General features: G+C 65.0%; 13 protein-coding genes. 7 read left to right on the top strand and 6 right to left on the bottom strand.

Translation table 11 applies throughout. The annotated features are described in order from the left end of the window. Positions 1-30: 30 nt before the first annotated feature. The 4 genes from ACQR3T_RS17065 (at position 31) to ACQR3T_RS17050 (ending at position 5,580) form a co-directional block, all read left to right on the top strand. The gene (locus ACQR3T_RS17065) at positions 31-1,317 is read left to right on the top strand and encodes a glycosyltransferase family 2 protein (RefSeq protein ID WP_428694252.1); all 1,287 of its coding nucleotides are present in this window, start codon (positions 31-33) and stop codon (positions 1,315-1,317) included. Beyond that, on the top strand, positions 1,298-3,550 hold the full coding sequence (locus ACQR3T_RS17060) for a hypothetical protein (protein ID WP_428694251.1): 2,253 nt from the start codon (positions 1,298-1,300) through the stop codon (positions 3,548-3,550). The genes ACQR3T_RS17065 and ACQR3T_RS17060 overlap by 20 nt, the downstream gene beginning before the upstream one ends. 213 nt (positions 3,551-3,763) lie before the next feature. Next, on the top strand, positions 3,764-4,621 hold the full coding sequence (locus tag ACQR3T_RS17055; RefSeq protein ID WP_080734185.1) for a glycosyltransferase family 2 protein: 858 nt from the start codon (positions 3,764-3,766) through the stop codon (positions 4,619-4,621). Beyond that, positions 4,618-5,580, top strand: coding sequence for a glycosyltransferase family 2 protein (locus tag ACQR3T_RS17050; protein ID WP_428694250.1), 963 nt, complete (start codon positions 4,618-4,620; stop codon positions 5,578-5,580). The genes ACQR3T_RS17055 and ACQR3T_RS17050 overlap by 4 nt, the downstream gene beginning before the upstream one ends. A 28-nt stretch (positions 5,581-5,608) precedes the next feature. On the opposite strand, the gene ACQR3T_RS17045 is transcribed toward ACQR3T_RS17050, so the two are convergent. Further along, positions 5,609-8,029 carry a glycoside hydrolase family 2 protein gene (locus tag ACQR3T_RS17045; protein ID WP_428694249.1) on the bottom strand — a complete coding sequence of 807 codons (2,421 nt, stop codon included), beginning with the start codon at positions 8,027-8,029 and terminating at the stop codon, positions 5,609-5,611. Then, positions 8,026-9,030 (bottom strand): DUF1839 family protein, encoded by a 1,005-nt coding sequence (locus ACQR3T_RS17040; RefSeq protein ID WP_428694248.1) that lies wholly within the window; start codon positions 9,028-9,030, stop codon positions 8,026-8,028. Before ACQR3T_RS17040 ends, ACQR3T_RS17045 begins: the two co-directional genes overlap by 4 nt. A 357-nt stretch (positions 9,031-9,387) precedes the next feature. On the opposite strand from ACQR3T_RS17040, the gene ACQR3T_RS17035 reads away from it, so the two are divergent. Next, positions 9,388-10,326, top strand: a complete 939-nt coding sequence (locus tag ACQR3T_RS17035) for an endonuclease/exonuclease/phosphatase family protein (RefSeq protein ID WP_032376473.1) — start codon at positions 9,388-9,390, stop codon at positions 10,324-10,326. A 23-nt stretch (positions 10,327-10,349) separates the two neighbouring features. On the opposite strand, the gene ACQR3T_RS17030 is transcribed toward ACQR3T_RS17035, so the two are convergent. After that, complete coding sequence (locus ACQR3T_RS17030; RefSeq protein WP_428694247.1) at positions 10,350-11,711, bottom strand: Hsp70 family protein; 1,362 nt, start codon at positions 11,709-11,711, stop codon at positions 10,350-10,352. 153 nt (positions 11,712-11,864) lie between these two features. Here ACQR3T_RS17030 and ACQR3T_RS17025 point away from each other — a divergent pair, with 153 nt between their 5' ends. Further along, positions 11,865-12,374, top strand: coding sequence for a low molecular weight phosphatase family protein (locus ACQR3T_RS17025; protein WP_428694246.1), 510 nt, complete (start codon positions 11,865-11,867; stop codon positions 12,372-12,374). Between the two features lie 90 nt (positions 12,375-12,464). After that, a complete protein-coding gene (locus ACQR3T_RS17020) occupies positions 12,465-12,836 on the top strand; it encodes a hypothetical protein (protein ID WP_428694245.1) in 372 nt (123 codons plus the stop codon). A 4-nt stretch (positions 12,837-12,840) separates the two neighbouring features. On the opposite strand, the gene ACQR3T_RS17015 is transcribed toward ACQR3T_RS17020, so the two are convergent. Genes ACQR3T_RS17015 through ACQR3T_RS17005 form a run of 3 tightly spaced genes read right to left on the bottom strand, consistent with a single transcriptional unit; the run spans position 12,841 to position 15,471 of the window. Next, the gene (locus ACQR3T_RS17015; protein WP_428694244.1) at positions 12,841-14,628 is read right to left on the bottom strand and encodes an ABC transporter ATP-binding protein; all 1,788 of its coding nucleotides are present in this window, start codon (positions 14,626-14,628) and stop codon (positions 12,841-12,843) included. 21 nt (positions 14,629-14,649) lie between these two features. Continuing rightward, the gene (locus tag ACQR3T_RS17010; RefSeq protein ID WP_428694243.1) at positions 14,650-15,114 is read right to left on the bottom strand and encodes an ATP-binding protein; all 465 of its coding nucleotides are present in this window, start codon (positions 15,112-15,114) and stop codon (positions 14,650-14,652) included. Between the two features lie 21 nt (positions 15,115-15,135). Beyond that, positions 15,136-15,471: an STAS domain-containing protein gene (locus tag ACQR3T_RS17005; protein WP_371829134.1), complete on the bottom strand. Its 336-nt coding sequence runs from the start codon at positions 15,469-15,471 to the stop codon at positions 15,136-15,138. Positions 15,472-15,475: the final 4 nt, after the last annotated feature.

Raw genomic sequence — 15,475 nt, 5'->3', positions numbered from 1 at the left:
TATGTGTGTCACCCGAAAGGATCCCCTCCCGTGTTACCTCCCGCGCTCCCCAGACTCCAGTCTCCCGAATGGGACGGTGCCGTGTGGATCGGTGACATCGACCTGGAGCAGGAACTCCCGGATTCTCTCGCCCTCGACGATTCCGACGGCTACCGGCGTGCCCGGTTGTTGATCCGACGCGGACTGGACCCGCTCGGCTTCGTCGAACTCGATGTCGTCGACGGCGCGGTCGCGGCAGAAGACGCGCGACGAGCGGCCATGTCGCTCGCGCAGGTTCCGATGCCCGAGGCTCTGCCGGAACCCGGCCGGTCCCTGCCCCCGATCACTGTGGTGATCTGCACCCGGGATCGGGTCGATCACCTGAAGGGCGCGCTCGCATCGGTGTCCGCTCTGGAATACCCGGATTTCGAGGTGGTCGTCGTCGACAACGCCTCTCCGACCGATGCGACGCAGCAGTACGTCCACGGTCTGAGCGACAAGCGCATTCGCGTCGTATCCGAACCGACGGCAGGGCTGTCGAGGGCGAGGAACACGGGTTTGCGTGCGGCGCGGAACACCATCGTCGCGTTCACCGACGACGATGTCGCGGTGGATGCGAAGTGGTTGCAGAGCATCGCGCGCGGTTTCGCACGAGCCGACCGGGTGACCTGCGTGTCCGGGATCGTGCCGAGCGGGGAGATCAGAACCCAGGCGCAGGCGTACTTCGACCGCCGCGTCGGGTGGGCGAGTTCGGTCACGCCTCGGGTCTACGACCTGAAGAACCCCCCAGCCGATGTACCGCTGTTTCCGTTCCAGGTCGGCATGTACGGAACCGGGGCCAATTTCGCCGTGGACCGCGATCGAATGTTCGATCTGGGAGGATTCGACGAGGCGTTGGGAGTCGGCTCCCCGACCAACGGCGGTGAGGACCTCGACATGTTCTTTCGAGTACTGATGGCGGGCGACAAGCTGGTGTACGAGCCGGCGGCCATCGTGTGGCACCGGCACCGCGCCGACTCGGAGGCCTTGGCGGTGCAGGCCCGCGGTTACGGCCTCGGCCTCGGTGCCTGGCTGTACACCGTCGCCACGAACCGCAGATCTGCGACGCTCGCCGCCACGGTGGCGCTCCGCCGGCTCGGCAGCGCAATTCGGTTGTCGGCCAAGATGAGCAAGGTCGCGTCGCCTCCTGACGATCTCGCTGCCGACCTACCCGATGGCATCGGCCGAATGGAATTGCTGTCCATCGCCAAGGGCCCCGCGGCCATTCGGCGCAGCAGGCGCGAAGGTCGCGAGCGCACTCCGTTGGCGGGGGTGAGCCGTGAGCCGGTCCTCGACTGATTCCGGCCACCGGCCCCTCGGGGACCTGCGGCACAAGCTGTTCGTCCCGTCCGACTGGACCCTCGAATGGCCGGTCGGCACAACCGATACCGCGGCAGGCACGACGCGACGCGCGGGTAGTCGACTGCGCTACGCCGACATCGCCGTTCTGGCAGCGGGGTCCGGTCTGGCCTCGATGATCGCGCTGCCCACGCTCGTTCGCGTCGTGCTGCTCACGGTCCTGTTGTTCTTCGGGCCGGGTGCGGCAATTCTGTCGTGGGTTCGCATCCCTCGCACCGCGGTTCCGGCTGCGCTGCCGATTCTGAGCATCTCGGTGGTGACACTGATGGTGTCGGCGGCGATGTGGGGATACCGCTGGTCGCCCCGGATGTGGACGTTGTGGCTGTGTCTGGCCCTGATCGGCTCGTCGGTGCTGTGGTACCGCAAGCACGGTCGTCCCGACCTGCCCGAGTGGATCGCGCGCACACGTGCGGTCGTCTCACCGTCGTCCCGCGCCGCGGCCATCGCGTCGACCAAGTTCGTGCTGACCGACCGAGACACCCTGCGCCGCAACGTTGCCGGTCTGATTCTCGCATTGGCCTTCTTTCTGTGGCTGCCGATGCTGCCCGGTCTCGAACGAGCGACGTACTCGCAGTTCGGGTTGCTGACCGCCGGCACCGGCCCGGGGCTCGTGCTGTGCATGGTCCTGATCATCGCGGCGTTCCTGATCGCACTGCGGCGGAATCAGCTGCGCACCATGATGGTCGCGATCGGTCTGGCCATCGTGGTGCAACGATTCACCGTCACGCTGATCACGTCTGCGCCGATCTACGACTGGACGTACAAGCACGTCGCCGTCACCGAGTTCGTCCTCGACATGAACCGGCTGGCCCCGAGCGGGGTGGACATCTATAGCGAGTGGCCGAGCTTCTTCCTCGTCTCGGCGTGGTTCCAGCACGTCACCGGCTACGACACACTGTCGCTGGCGCACGTGTTCGCGCCGATGATCCACGTGGTGCTCGCCGCGTGCATCTACGGTCTGGCCCGAGTCATGAAGTTCACCGAGCGGGCCGCCGTCACCGCCGCGATGCTCGCCGAGGTCATCAACTGGGTGGGCCAGGACTATTACTCCCCGCAGGCCTGGGCGCTGCTGCTCGCCGTCGGCTTCCTGGCGCTGCTGATGTCCTCGCCGCTGACCCGATCCGCGGCGTTCCTGTCGATCGTTCCGTTCGCAGCGCTGGTGCCGACGCATCAGTTGACTCCGTACTGGTTGATGGCCGTCACCGGTGTACTGCTGGTGACCCGACGAGCCAAGCCGTGGTGGCTGATGATTCCGCTCGGCGTCATCCTGCTGGGGTATCTGTATCCACGGTTGCCGATCGTGGCACCGTACGGGCTCTTCCAGGGGTTCGACCCGGTTCAGAACGCGGCCAGCAACGTCCAGGAAGAGGGCGTGCTGGGCAAACAGATCACGTCCCTGGTCTGCCGGGCATTGTCCGGCGGGGTGTTCGGCCTCGCGTTCGTCTCGGCGATCTACGCCTGGCGCACCAAGAAGACGTTCTGGGCCCCGATGGTGATGGCATTCGGTTCGATCATGCTGCTCGCCGGGCAGAGCTACGGCGGCGAGGCGATCTTCCGGGTGTACCTCTATGCGATCCCCGGATGCGTTCTGTTGATCACGCCGATGTTTCTCGCCCTGTTCGACCGTCAGCCGTCCCAGGACCGGCCGTCGCGGGCCCGCAGGCTCACCGCCCGTACCTCGGTCGCGGTCGCCACAGCCGGCGCGATCGGTTCGGCTGTCCTCGGCCTGCAGGCGTACTTCGGACTGTGGCCGATCGTGCTCGAGCATCGTGATCAGATCGACGATGCCCGAGCGGTGGCCGCGCAGTCACCCTCCGGCACCGCCGTCACGATGCTCTATTCCTCGGGCTACCCGGCTCGATCGACATCGGACTACGGCCGTCTGACCGAGGCCAACGACTACTGGGACGTTCCTCTGTACGCTCTCGGCCCCGAGTACATGCAGGGGTTCCCGACGCCGGAGAAGCTCGGCCAGATCGATTACAACGCGTCGGTCAGCGAAACACCGACGTACATGGTGTTGACTCGGCAGTCGCTGGAAGCGATGCACTACTACGGGTTCGTTCCCGACGACGCCGTGAACCGTTTCCGGCAGTGGTTGCGGACCAACTCGGCGTGGTCGGTTCGGTACCAGGATGCCGACACGATCGTCTACCAGTACCGATCTCGGTAACCGGATCACAAACTATGACGAGCGTCTCCAAACAATCTTCCAGTTGGTTTGTTTGCGGCTTGACAATCTCGTCGCATCTTTTAAGCTTGCTATCAGTCAATGGAAACAGGTTCTAACGCTTCACAACAAGCGTCAAGACACTGTCTGTGGATGCGGCGGGGGTCGTTTCACGGAGCTCGGAGACATCTGCCCATCGCACTCGACCCCTGTGGAATGGATATGTTGAATCGTCAGAATCCCCGCGTCAGTGTCGTCATCCCGACGCTCAACGAGGCCGCGAACCTTCGCCATGTCCTCCCCCTGCTCTCCCATGACTACGAGCTCGTGCTCGTCGACGGTGGATCCGTCGACGGCACCATCGATGCCGCTCGCGAGATCCGCGGAGACATCCGCATCATCAAGCAGACTCGCAAAGGTAAGGGCAATGCGCTCGCCTGTGGCTTCGAGGCTGCCACCGGGGACATCATCGTCATGTTCGACGCCGACGGTTCGGCCGATGCTGCCGAGATCCCGCGCTTCGTCGAGGCCCTGATCGCCGGCGCAGACTTCGCCAAGGGCAGCCGGTTCTGCGAGGGTGGCGGCAGCCACGACATCACGCCGCTGCGTCGCGCCGGCAACGGCGGCCTGCACCTGGTGGCGAACACGCTGTTCGGAACCCGCTTCTCCGATCTCTGCTACGGCTACAACGCCTTCTGGCGCGACCTGGTGCCGGTGCTGGATCTGCCCGTCGTCGATCAGCCCGGAGCCGAGGGCATGATGCTCTGGGGCGACGGATTCGAGATCGAGACCATCATCAACTGCCGCTTCGCCGAGGCTTCCGTTCGTATCGAAGAGGTGCCGAGCGTCGAGCTGGCCCGGATCTACGGCCAGAGCAACCTGCGCACCTTCTCCGACGGCTTCCGAGTACTGCGCACACTGATGACCGAGCGCATGCGAGCTCGCCGCATCAAGCGCAAGTCCATCGTTCGTCCGTTGCGTGAGTCGATCGACGCTCGTACCGACATGGACCTCGAGTTCGAGGCCCTGGAGTCCTACAACGAGGTTCTCGAACTGCGCGAGAGGACGGCGTGAGTCTGCCGACTTCCTCGGTCGTCATCTGCGCGTACACGTTGGCTCGGTGGTCCGAACTTCGGACCGCCGTGCGTGCCGTCCTCGATCAGGCCGTACCGGCCGACGAGTTGATCGTCGTCATCGATCACAACGCACAGCTGGCCGAGCGCGCACGCGAGGAGTTCTTGCCGCTGCACAACACCGTGAACGTGGTGGAGAACAACCACCCGCGCGGCTTGTCCGGTGCGCGCAACACCTCTCTGGATCTCGCTACCGGTGACATTGTCGTCTTCTTGGACGACGACGCGTCACCGCGCACCACAGAATGGCTCGGAGCCATTCTGTCCCATTACTCGGACGATGCCGTGTACGCCGTTGGGGGCTCTGCATACCCGGTATGGCCGGACAAACGTCCGGCCTTCTTACCGGCCGAGGTAGTGGGTGAACCCGGCGAACTCGATTGGGTCGTCGGGTGCACCTACCGCGGACAGCCAACGGAAACCGCTCAGGTCCGCAACCTCATGGGCGCGAACATGTCGTTCCGCCGCGAACCGGTCGTCGCACTCGGTGGGTTCGTCTCCGGCATCGGCCGAATCGGTCGAGTTCCGCTCGGTTGCGAGGAAACGGAACTGTGCATCCGTCTGCGGCAGACGCATCCCGATGCACAGATCGTGTTCGATCCCTCGATCGTCGTCGATCACACGGTCAGCGCAGACCGCACTCGTCCGCGCTACCTCATCACTCGCAGCTACGCCGAGGGCGTCTCGAAGGCAGCTATCGCCCGCTTGATCGGGGCCGAGGACGCCCTGTCCTCGGAGCGCGCCTACACCGCCAAGATCCTGCCTCGCGCAGTCGGTCGCGAAACCAGTGCCGCTGCCCGCGGTAATCCGGTGCGCGCCTGGGGTGCCATGGCCGTGGTGGCAAGCGTCGGGGCGGCCGGAATCGGCTATGCCCGAGGCAAACTCAGCACGAGCCGCTAGCGGCACGTGCGCGGAACCTCGTAACCCACTACGAGTTTCTGCTCACGACCGAGGCCCGCTCCACGGAATTTAGCGCCCGGATGTGTCCACGGGGCGCGCCATCACCGACAAGAGTCACGGTGCGGGGTTCGTTCGGTGCCAGGTGGAACCACGAGTCGGACACCTGGAAATTCTCGATGTCGACACAGACGTACTGCGCCGCCCACTCGGATCTGACCGTCAATTCCCATGTTCCGGAATGTGTCTCGGTCACCTCGGCGGACAACCCCACAGTGTTCTGACGGGCCTGCGGGCCGACGAGGACGGTGGTTCGCGTCACCTCCACCCCACTGGCGTCAAGGAATGCGGCGGTGACGGCGGAGTAGGTTCGACGGCCGAAGCGGTAAGCATGATTGACGTCGGTGAACGTGCCGACGATGGAGTCCACCGTCAGCGCCACCGAGGAATTCGTGCCCACCTTCACCGACTGCTCGAATTCGTGACTGCCCCGAGACGCGTGCAGCACCACTCGTACCGTGCCCGTGCGCGCCGGGCCGTCGTTGACCACTTCCACCGAGTAACCGTCGAGTCCGTTGTCGGACAACAGTAGAGCTATAGGCGCGCTGGCCCGCGCCAAGGCGTAGAAGGGCGCTTTCGGTACACCGGCGCTATCGACTATGCCCCAGCCGGCACCGGGAACCGTATCCCGCAACGTGAGCACCAGGGCACCGGCGCACCCAGAGGATGCCCGACGCCAGTGGCCGAATGCTTCGGTGAACGCTTCGACCGTCGCGGCTCTGCCGTAGTCGAGGTACAGTTCGGCGTCGTCCCGGCGAATCAGATGCGGATCGACGCCGAAGATGCTGCGTACGTAGTGATCTCGCACATCCTCGAAATCCCAGGACGAGCCGCGATCGCGTGGAACGGCGGCTTTCCATTCCGGGTGGTGGCCGGCCACTGCGGCGGACCCGAAGAACCTCTCCACCGACGCTCGCTCCGGAGGAACGGCAAAAGCCAGACACTCTGCCGCGAAACGTACACCGGCGGTGCGGATATCGGACAACGGACGCAGGTAGCCGCCGACCCCGAAGTAGTGGGCGATACCGTCACCCACATGTGTGTGCAATTCTCCCTGCACACCGGACGGGCTCGATGTCACATACGCCACCGCGGGCAGGCGATCGGCCAGAAAGTCAGGAACAACGCTGTCCAGCATGTCCATTCGCTGATCGTCGGCGGCAAGCCCCAGCATCGTCGGTTGCTGCTGCGTCTCGCTTCCTCCACTGACGACCATCAGGGCGGGGTTCGCAGACACGGTATCGGCCAACGCATCGAGCTCACGGGCGACCGACGCCGTGAAAGTCTCGTCGGTGGGCAGATCGACGGTGCCGAACATGACGTCCTGCCACACCATGATGCCCAGTTCTGCACACAGCGACCAGAATTCGGGCTGCTCGTACACCAGGGTGCCGACCACCCGCACCATGTTCAGACCCGCGGATCGGAGCTGTTCGAGCGCGGCACGCAGTTCGGCCTCCGAGGACCACAACCGCACCGGATTCAGCGGCGTCCACGTTCCACCTCGGCAGAACACGTCCGCTCCGTTGACCACGAGTTGCGCGCCGCCCGCGGTGCGGTCCAGCTCCACCGTACGAAACCCGACAACCCCCATGCGATGAACGGTGCCGTCGATCTCGAGAGCCACCCGGTACGTTCGCGGTCGGCCGTGCGTGTGCGGCCACCAGAGTTCGACATCCGGCAACGTCAGAGTCGAATCGATGTGCTCGACCGTGCCGAGCTCGACTGTATGAACCGAAGACATGGTGTCGTAGATCATGATTCGAGCGTCTCGTGGCGAATCCACCTGGGCGCGCAGCACTACGATGCCGTCGGTACCGGACACAGCTGTAGACAGTTCGCTGCGACGAACATCGGGAATCGGCGTCATCGACACCGGACGCCATGGTCCGACGGCGATCGGAAGGGGCCCGTACACGGGTGCCCGGCCGAGCATCGTCGTGCGCTCGTGCCGAAGCCCTTGCGCTGCAATCAACGACGATCGCCATCGCCCTCGTGGACGTCGGGACTTCAGCTGCGCAGCAAGCGATTCGACGTGCAGGGCAATACGAACTGTGGGGCCGCATTCGGTCAGATCGACGATCTCGGGAACGAACATCGACGTCACCGTTCGACGGTGGTTGCCGTCGATCCAGATCTGGGCACGAGTTGCGATGCCGCCGAACGTCACTCGCACCCCACGGTGGTCGGCGGTGGAGACCTCCGCGACGAACCACCAGTCGTGATCGTCCGGGTTCACTCCGGAAAGCGACGCGCCGAGAACCGACGCCACCGTTCCTGGCACCTCCGCATCGATCCACTCGAGATCGGCGGGTAGATCACCGGGGTCGAGAACCGAGCCGGCGTCGGTTCTGGCCAGCTGCCACCGAGCGCCGTCGAGCAGATCGATCACGTGCCCACGGCGTCTGCAACGAGATCCATGGCTGCCGCCCAGTTCTTGCTCATCTCGATCAGCGGCTCGTCGAGCACGACGTCCCGGCCACGTGCCGCGCGTGCCATTCGAAATTGCACGGCCTTGGCACCGGAGGCGGCATCGCGGAAAAGTGGTGCTGCCGCGGCAGCACCGGGCGCGCCGCGGCCGTCGAGGTATTCCACGTAATTCGCCGCGAGCTCCGCGGTGGCTCCGAATTGGCGGAGCAGTCCGAACGACCACAGGTGGAATGCGTCGGGCCCGGCGGTTTGGACGAGCGGAATGTCGGCCACGATGCGCCGGGCAAGCGCATCGACCGGGTTTCCCTGTGCCCGCCGTGCCAGGTGCGCGCGAGCGACGTCGAGGTCTCGATCACCGAATCCGGCATCGAGTACCGCAGAGTCCACGCGGATCTGCTCGACGTAGGGCAGCAACACCTCGGCGTGCGGTTCGGGAGCGAGGTTGAATATCCCGTCGAAGTCGGCCCCGGTGAGATCGAAGTACCCGCGATTGTGGAAGTACCCCATCACCTTGTCCTCGCGGTTGACGAGGTTCGGCACGATGGTGGTCTTGGTGTGCTGGTTTCGGTAGCTGGTGCCTGCGGTGTCGGGCAGCCAGAAGCCGTCGACTTCGACGGTGACGTGGATGCCGTCGTCCAGACCCTCGACCACGTGCTCGAGCACGGGCCGCCACACGTTCATCTCGGCCACGTCGATGCCGTACAGGGTGCGCAGGTCCTCGGGCATGATCTTCACGAAGTCCCATTGCCTGCCGTCGCACCCGGCACTGAGCACGAACGCCAGAGCGGGAGTGGGATCCGCGCCGAGAGAGTGCAGAACCTCGATCCAGAGATCGACGTAACAGTTGGTTTCGGTCCAGATGCGGTCGTGATTGTGAATCGGGTGCGGTCGGTACGTGATGGGGTCCAGCTCGAGGACCCGTAATCCGGTTCCGAGCCTGTCCAGCACTGCATCGTTCGACATGAAGCCTCTCCTACCGGATCGAATGTCGGACGGTCCCCGAGCCGCATTTGTCCGTATTGCCTGTATCCAGGCCCCTAATCCTATCGACTGGATTTATTATTCGCACAGGATCGGACGGTAAGATTGTTTTTGCCCGGCGAACTATTTTCTGGGCCACCATCTCGACAGAACCGGTATCGGACCCCGAAAACGAGGGCAGTCACACAGCGAACAGTCGGTTCCACGCCGGTAATGCCGGTGCGCAGCTTGTTCGTGATGGCACTTGCATATCGGCTCTGAGCTGGGCACATGCCGAGTGTAGACAACACCAGACACATCCATGCCCAACTCGGGCACGCAACAGGAGGTACCGCGGCGATGCGCCGTTTCGTTCGCACCGCAGCGCAGGTCGTCGGCTGGGCTCTGGTCGCCGTGACCCTCGGAATGTTCGTCATCCGGCAAGTTGGAGTGACCGAGATCTCGTTTGTGGCGCTGGTAGTCGGAGCTCCGTATCTGGGCGTGGCCTCCCTCGCCGCAGTGATCCTCTTCGCCGCTGCCCGCGCCCGCGTCGGGTCGGCAGTCGCTGTGCTGCTCACCATCGCTGTCGTCGGAGTGCAGGTGCCGATGTTCCTGGCCGACGGGCCGGACAACTCCGGCCCCGAGCTGTCCCTGTTGACCGTCAACGTCGCGCACGGGGACGCCGACGCTGCAGCCATCGTCGACGCCGTCCGTGACCACGATGTCGACATCCTCGCCGTCCAGGAACTGACGCCCGAGGAAGTGACCGATCTGCAGGCGGCGGGTATCGACGAACTTCTCCCGTTCTCCTTCACCGCGGCTCTGCCGGTGGCCGACGGCACCGGCCTGTGGAGCCGCACCCCGCTGACCGAGGGCACCCGACTCGACAACTTCGGCTTCGTCCCGGTACAGGCACGAACCACCGTCGACGGGCAGGATCTGACTCTCGTCTCGTTCCATGCGATGTCGCCGGCCACGCCCAGGCACACCGCCGAATGGGATGCCGACCTGGCCAGGATGCGGTCGATCATGGAGACCTACCAGGACACCGCAATCGTTGCCGGAGACTTCAACGCCACCAACGACCACCGGCAGTTCCGAACGTTGGCGTCGTCTCCGTTCTCCGACGCGGCCGACGCAGCGGGCGCGGGACTGTTCCGCACGTTCCCCTCGGAGCGCCCACTGGCGCGCCTGGACCATGTCGTGACGAGCGAGACCGTACGGGCTCTGTCGGTCCAGCCGCTCGCGATCCCCGAAAGCGATCACCTGGCGGTTCTCGCCGAACTTCAGCTGCCCTGAACCGGGCCGAAGCCGAAGGTGGGCTAGAAGCGCGGCAACTGGATGACCGGTGGCGGCGGCAACTGGATCTGCGGCAGCTGAATCTGCGGAAGGCCCGGGATCAGCGGTGCCGGGGCGGGGGCGGGTGCGGGTGCAGCCGGCGGATCGTATTCCGGCTCGGAATACGTGCGCGCCGGAGCCTGCGCGGCCTCGGTCGTGGGCGGCACCGTGGTAGTGGTGGGTGGCGCAGTGGTGGGCGGAACCGTTGTTCTCGGCGTGGTGGGCACCGCCGTGATCGGAGCGGTCGTTTCCGCTGGAGCGCTCGTCGGCTGTGTCGAACCACCGCCGTACCCGAGAGACAAGCCGAGCGCGGCAACGGCAACAAGACCGCCCGCGACGAGCACCGCGCCGCGGACCTTGCGCTTGGAGTCGGCCGGCTTGTCGGTCGCGGGATCGGGGCTCAACCAATCCGGAGCTCCGGACAACGATGCGGGCTCGGACGACGACTGCCGAACGCCCGGGGCCGGAGTGGGCTGACGCGGCGCGTCGGCAACCGGAGTCGCCAGCAGTGCCGCTCCGCGGGCAGCGACGGATTCCGGATCTGCGGGGGTGATGACAGGAAGGCCGATCCACGCGCTGAGGATCGACTCCACCAGCGGAATACGCGCTCCGCCACCGATGAGGACAAGAGCGTCGACGTGCTTGGGTGACCGCCCGATGACGTCGCGCACCAACCGCGCCGAGTACTCGATCGGAACGGTGACCAGCGACTCGAACGCCTCGCGAGAGATCAGAATGACGCCGCCGTCACCGGGCAGGCACACCGCGCCACTGGTCGACAGCTGCTCCTTGGCCACGCGGCAACGCGCGGTGAACTGGCTCAGTTCCTGATTGTCGGCAATGTCGACGCCTTGCTTGGCGAGCTGGTTGTCCGAGATGAGCCGATCGAAGTCGTCCCCACTGATGTCGATGGTGCGCTCGGCGAGCAGCACCTGGCCGGTGCCGCGGTCGATGACGCTGATCGTCAACCCGGAGCTACCGAGGTCGTAGAGCCCGATCGTGCCGAAGTGGCCCAGTTCGCCCGATGCCTCCAGATACTGCAACGCGGCACGCGCCTCGGGCACCAGCCGGTAGTTGTACAGCCGCTGGCTCGCCATCGCCTGCTGGATCTCACCGAACTGCTGCTGGTCGCGGTACGCCACTCCGGTTGCCTGTACGGGGCTGCCGTCTCCCGATTGCGACAGCACTACCCCGATCGACTCGGCCGCCAACTCCTCGGCGCGATCCCAGTAGGCGTCGACGGTGTCGTGGTGAAAACCCAGACGACCCGAATTCTGCGGGCGCGCGTCAGGGCGAGCCATGCGCACCGCACTGGCTCCCACCGACACACCGAGAACTTCGGTCATTACCCGCCTCTTGTCGATTTCCCCGTGAACACACGCCGAGACCCGATGTCACGAACCAGTCTCGATCCCCCCGAAGGCACACTGTAGCGCGTCCCGCGACTGCGCCCCAGTGGACGCGACATCTCGCGTCGACCACACCATTACAGTTGCCGCATGCGCGTTCTGTTCGTCTGCACCGGGAACATCTGCCGATCTCCGACGGCCGAGCGACTCGCTGCCGCATTCGCCCACGAAGGCGGCTTCGACGTGACCGCGAGCAGCGCCGGAACCCAGGGTTTGACCGGTCACGCCATGGACCCGACGGCCGCGATGGTGCTCACTCAGCTCGGCGGCGATCCGGACGGTTTTGTTGCCCGACGCCTCACCCCGGCGATCGCTGCCGACGCAGACCTGGTCCTGACGATGACGTCCGCCCATCGCGACGCCGTTCTGGCCCTCGCACCGCGGCAGATGCGTCGGACATTCACCCTCCTCGAAGCATCCGGCCTCGCCGCTGCGTCGGGTGCACAGACGATTGCGGCTCTCGCGGATGCGCGGGCAGTACATCGGGTCGACACTCTGGACATCGGAGATCCGTACCGCCGCGAGCCCTCGGAGTACGAGCTGGCCGGAGAACTGATCGCGGAGGCGTTGCCCGCCGTGCTGCGGTTGATGCCGCAATGAACGTCCATCCCTCACCGCTTCGCTCGCTGAGGTAACGTTCTCGCATCATTGCCGACCATCCGGGTTCGGCCACGGCGTTAGGGTCTGTGCATGCGCGACAAGGTCATCGCGTTGGCAGCAGTGGCAAGCGCGGGAGTGGCCATCGCCGTCGGATTGACCATCGGTGCTCTGGGCGGTGCGTTCGACGACACGAATCAGACGGTGCGTCCACCCGCGCTGAAGTCGGACAACCTGAGCTCGGTCGTGTCGTCGCCGAGCTCGACCATCGTCGTCGTGCCTCCGTCCCCCACGTGGCAGGTCGCGGTGCCCACCACCGCTCGTCCCACGACGACCACTCCGGATCGTTCCGAGACGACGACGCGGAGCTCGCGTCGCACGACCGGTGCCGACCGAACGACCACCACGTCCGAGGACGAGTCGGACGACGAGACCACCACCACGGAATCCGGTTCCGGACGCTAGCCGGTCAACTCGGGGTCGGCAGCGCGGTGGCGTCGCCGATTCGCAACGCAGCCACCAGTTCTCGGTACAGCGAATCGGTATTCATCAGTTCCTCGTGAGTGCCGCGAGCGCGGACCACTCCGTCCTCCATCACCAGGATCGTGTCGGCATCGAGCACGGTGGACAGCCGGTGCGCGATGGTGACGACGGCGGCTTCCGACGCAATGGCTCGAATCACCTCGTGGATGGCCGCCTCGGTGCGACCGTCGACCTGTGCCGTTGCCTCGTCCAGCAGAAGAATCTCGGGCCGACGAACGATGGCTCGTGCCAACGCGATTCGCTGACGCTGACCGCCGGAGACGGTCGAGCCGATCAGATCGGTGTCCAACCCGTCGTCCAGCGCACGAATGGTCGAATCCAGGTGCACCGACTCGAGCGCCGCCCAGATGTCGGCCTCGCTGGCCTCGGGATGACTGAACAGCAGATTGTCTCGGATCGAACCGGGGATCACCGGGGTCTCCTGCTCCACGTAGGACAATCGGGATCGCACCTCGTCGATGGTCAAGTTGTCGTAGGGCGTGCCACCGAGCCGAATCTCACCGCTCTCGGGCGTGAGGAAACGCAGGATCAACGAGAACACGCTCGTCTTGCCTGCACCGGACGGGCCCACGATCGCCGTGTGTCCACGTGCCGGCACCTCGAGGTCGATGCCGTGCACGGCAGGCTCTCGACCGGGTGCGTATCGTGCTGTGACGCTGCGGAATTCGAGGGCGGGTGCAACCGAGTCGGTTCTCGTCGAGTTCGCGGCGCCTTCCACGCCCACCTCGGTCACCAGATCGTCTATCTGGCGGATACGCGCAGCCGCCGCCATTCCGGCCTGCAGCGCGGTGATGTTGGTGGCCAGGGTCTGGACCGGGCCCATCACTTGAAATGCGTACAGCAGGAACGCAATCAGACTCGACACCGCGAGCGCTCCGGTGCTGACTCGATAGCCGCCGAGACCGAGGATCCCGATGATGGCCAGTTGAACACCGCCACCGGCGAACGTCCACGCCAGTGCCGAGATCTTCACCGCTCGCACGCTGTGCTGAGCCGACGTGCGCGCCTCGGAGATCACCCGCTCCGATTCGCGGGTCTCGGCCCTGCTCGACTTGACGGTGCGGATCGCCCGCAAGGTGCCGTCCAGAATTCCGCCCAACCGACCCACTGCTTCCTGAGACTGACGCTGCGCCACGGCAATCGGCGGCATCAGACGCGAGAACAGAACCGCGATCGCGATAATGGCTGTCGCGATCGCACCGAGCAGAACCAGGTCGAGAACTGCCATCAGAATCAGTGCGCCCACCAAGCCCACCACACTGTTCACGATGCCCACCAACGCATTCGACGCCGCCTCACGCAGCAAAACGGTGTCGGAGGTGACTCTGGTGACGAGCTCGCCGGTGGGCCGCGTGCCGAGACTGCCGACAGTGGCTCCGAAGTACTTTCGGACGATGGACTTGCGGGCGTCGAGAACGATACGTTCGGCCAGCACTCCCAGGACGATCCACTGGAAGTACAGCACCACCGACCCCACTACGAGCAAACCCACGAGCAGCAGAATCGGCCCGATCAGCGAGGCATCGGTGCCGAGGCCGTCGAGCACTCCCTTCGCGACCATCGGCGTAGCCAGGGCGGCACCCGTTCCGACGAGACCGAGGGTCATTCCGAGCGCAAGGGTGCGGCTGTGCGGTCGAACGAACTGCCACAGCACACGAAGGTTGGGGAGAGTTATCTTCTTCTTCTCCGCTGTAGCGATCTGCATGTCGACCATGCCACCAGTGTGCCGGAGGAATCAGGTGCTACGGATCGCATCCCAGATCATGTGAACCGTCGTGCCGTTCTGATCCGAGGTGACCGCCGCACTGTCGGCCAGTGCTCGCATCAGCGGGACGCCACGCCCGCGATTGGGATCGGAGTTGTGCGACGCCCAACCCCCGCGGTCGACCACCTTCACGTCGATCCGACCGTCCGCCACCCACAGCACGCGGATATCGAGAGTCCCACGATCGGCATGATCCCGGTACGCGTGCTCGACGCTGTTCGCTATCGCCTCGTACGTTGCCAACACCACGTCGTAAGCCCGATCCGGATCGACGCCCACGCTGTCCAACCACTCACCGAGCTCACGACGAATAGCCGACGCTCGATCAGCGTCGGCAGGCTCGCCGGTGAACAGCAGTTCTTTCATTCGCGTGCCTGCCGTCGAGATCGAACTGTCGGAACGTGAGTCGTCACCTCCGGAGAGTGTCGCCATCATGAGTCCCGTCTACCCAAAAGTTCAGGATCTACCCTTACGAAGTGCAACGAAAGCTTCGTCAACCGTTGCATAGATTCCGAAGACCTCGTCCAGACCGACCAGGGTGAGTGGACGACCGGTGGCCGGACCCTCTGCGACCACCGCAAACCCGGCCTCGCTGCCGAGTTGCTGATGGGTGGACGCCAACAGCGACATTCCTGCGGACGCGAGAAATCCCACGTTGCTGAGATCGATCACCACCGCCGTCGGCGACTTCTCGAGCACGAGAGCAACCGACTCGGACAAGTCGGGAGCGGTCACCAGATCCAGTTCACCGGACACGGCCAGAACCACGTCCTGATCACGCCATTCCACGATCACA

Origin of the sequence: Rhodococcus sp. IEGM1428, assembly GCF_050321865.1 — a bacterium.
Classification (GTDB): domain Bacteria; phylum Actinomycetota; class Actinomycetes; order Mycobacteriales; family Mycobacteriaceae; genus Rhodococcoides.
Note: the sequence above shows the minus strand (reverse complement) of the source record. Positions and strands in the feature narration are given on the sequence as shown.

What these genes read in the sequence shown, in the direction of transcription:
- ACQR3T_RS17055 (WP_080734185.1), top strand. Translation starts at nt 3,764, where the DNA reads ATGGATATGTTGAATCGTCAGAATCCCCGCGTCAGTGTCGTCATCCCG.
- ACQR3T_RS17040 (WP_428694248.1), bottom strand. Translation starts at nt 9,030, where the DNA reads ATGTCGAACGATGCAGTGCTGGACAGGCTCGGAACCGGATTACGGGTC.
- ACQR3T_RS17035 (WP_032376473.1), top strand. Translation starts at nt 9,388, where the DNA reads ATGCGCCGTTTCGTTCGCACCGCAGCGCAGGTCGTCGGCTGGGCTCTG.
- ACQR3T_RS17030 (WP_428694247.1), bottom strand. Translation starts at nt 11,711, where the DNA reads ATGACCGAAGTTCTCGGTGTGTCGGTGGGAGCCAGTGCGGTGCGCATG.
- ACQR3T_RS17025 (WP_428694246.1), top strand. Translation starts at nt 11,865, where the DNA reads ATGCGCGTTCTGTTCGTCTGCACCGGGAACATCTGCCGATCTCCGACG.
- ACQR3T_RS17020 (WP_428694245.1), top strand. Translation starts at nt 12,465, where the DNA reads ATGCGCGACAAGGTCATCGCGTTGGCAGCAGTGGCAAGCGCGGGAGTG.
- ACQR3T_RS17015 (WP_428694244.1), bottom strand. Translation starts at nt 14,628, where the DNA reads ATGGTCGACATGCAGATCGCTACAGCGGAGAAGAAGAAGATAACTCTC.
- ACQR3T_RS17010 (WP_428694243.1), bottom strand. Translation starts at nt 15,114, where the DNA reads ATGATGGCGACACTCTCCGGAGGTGACGACTCACGTTCCGACAGTTCG.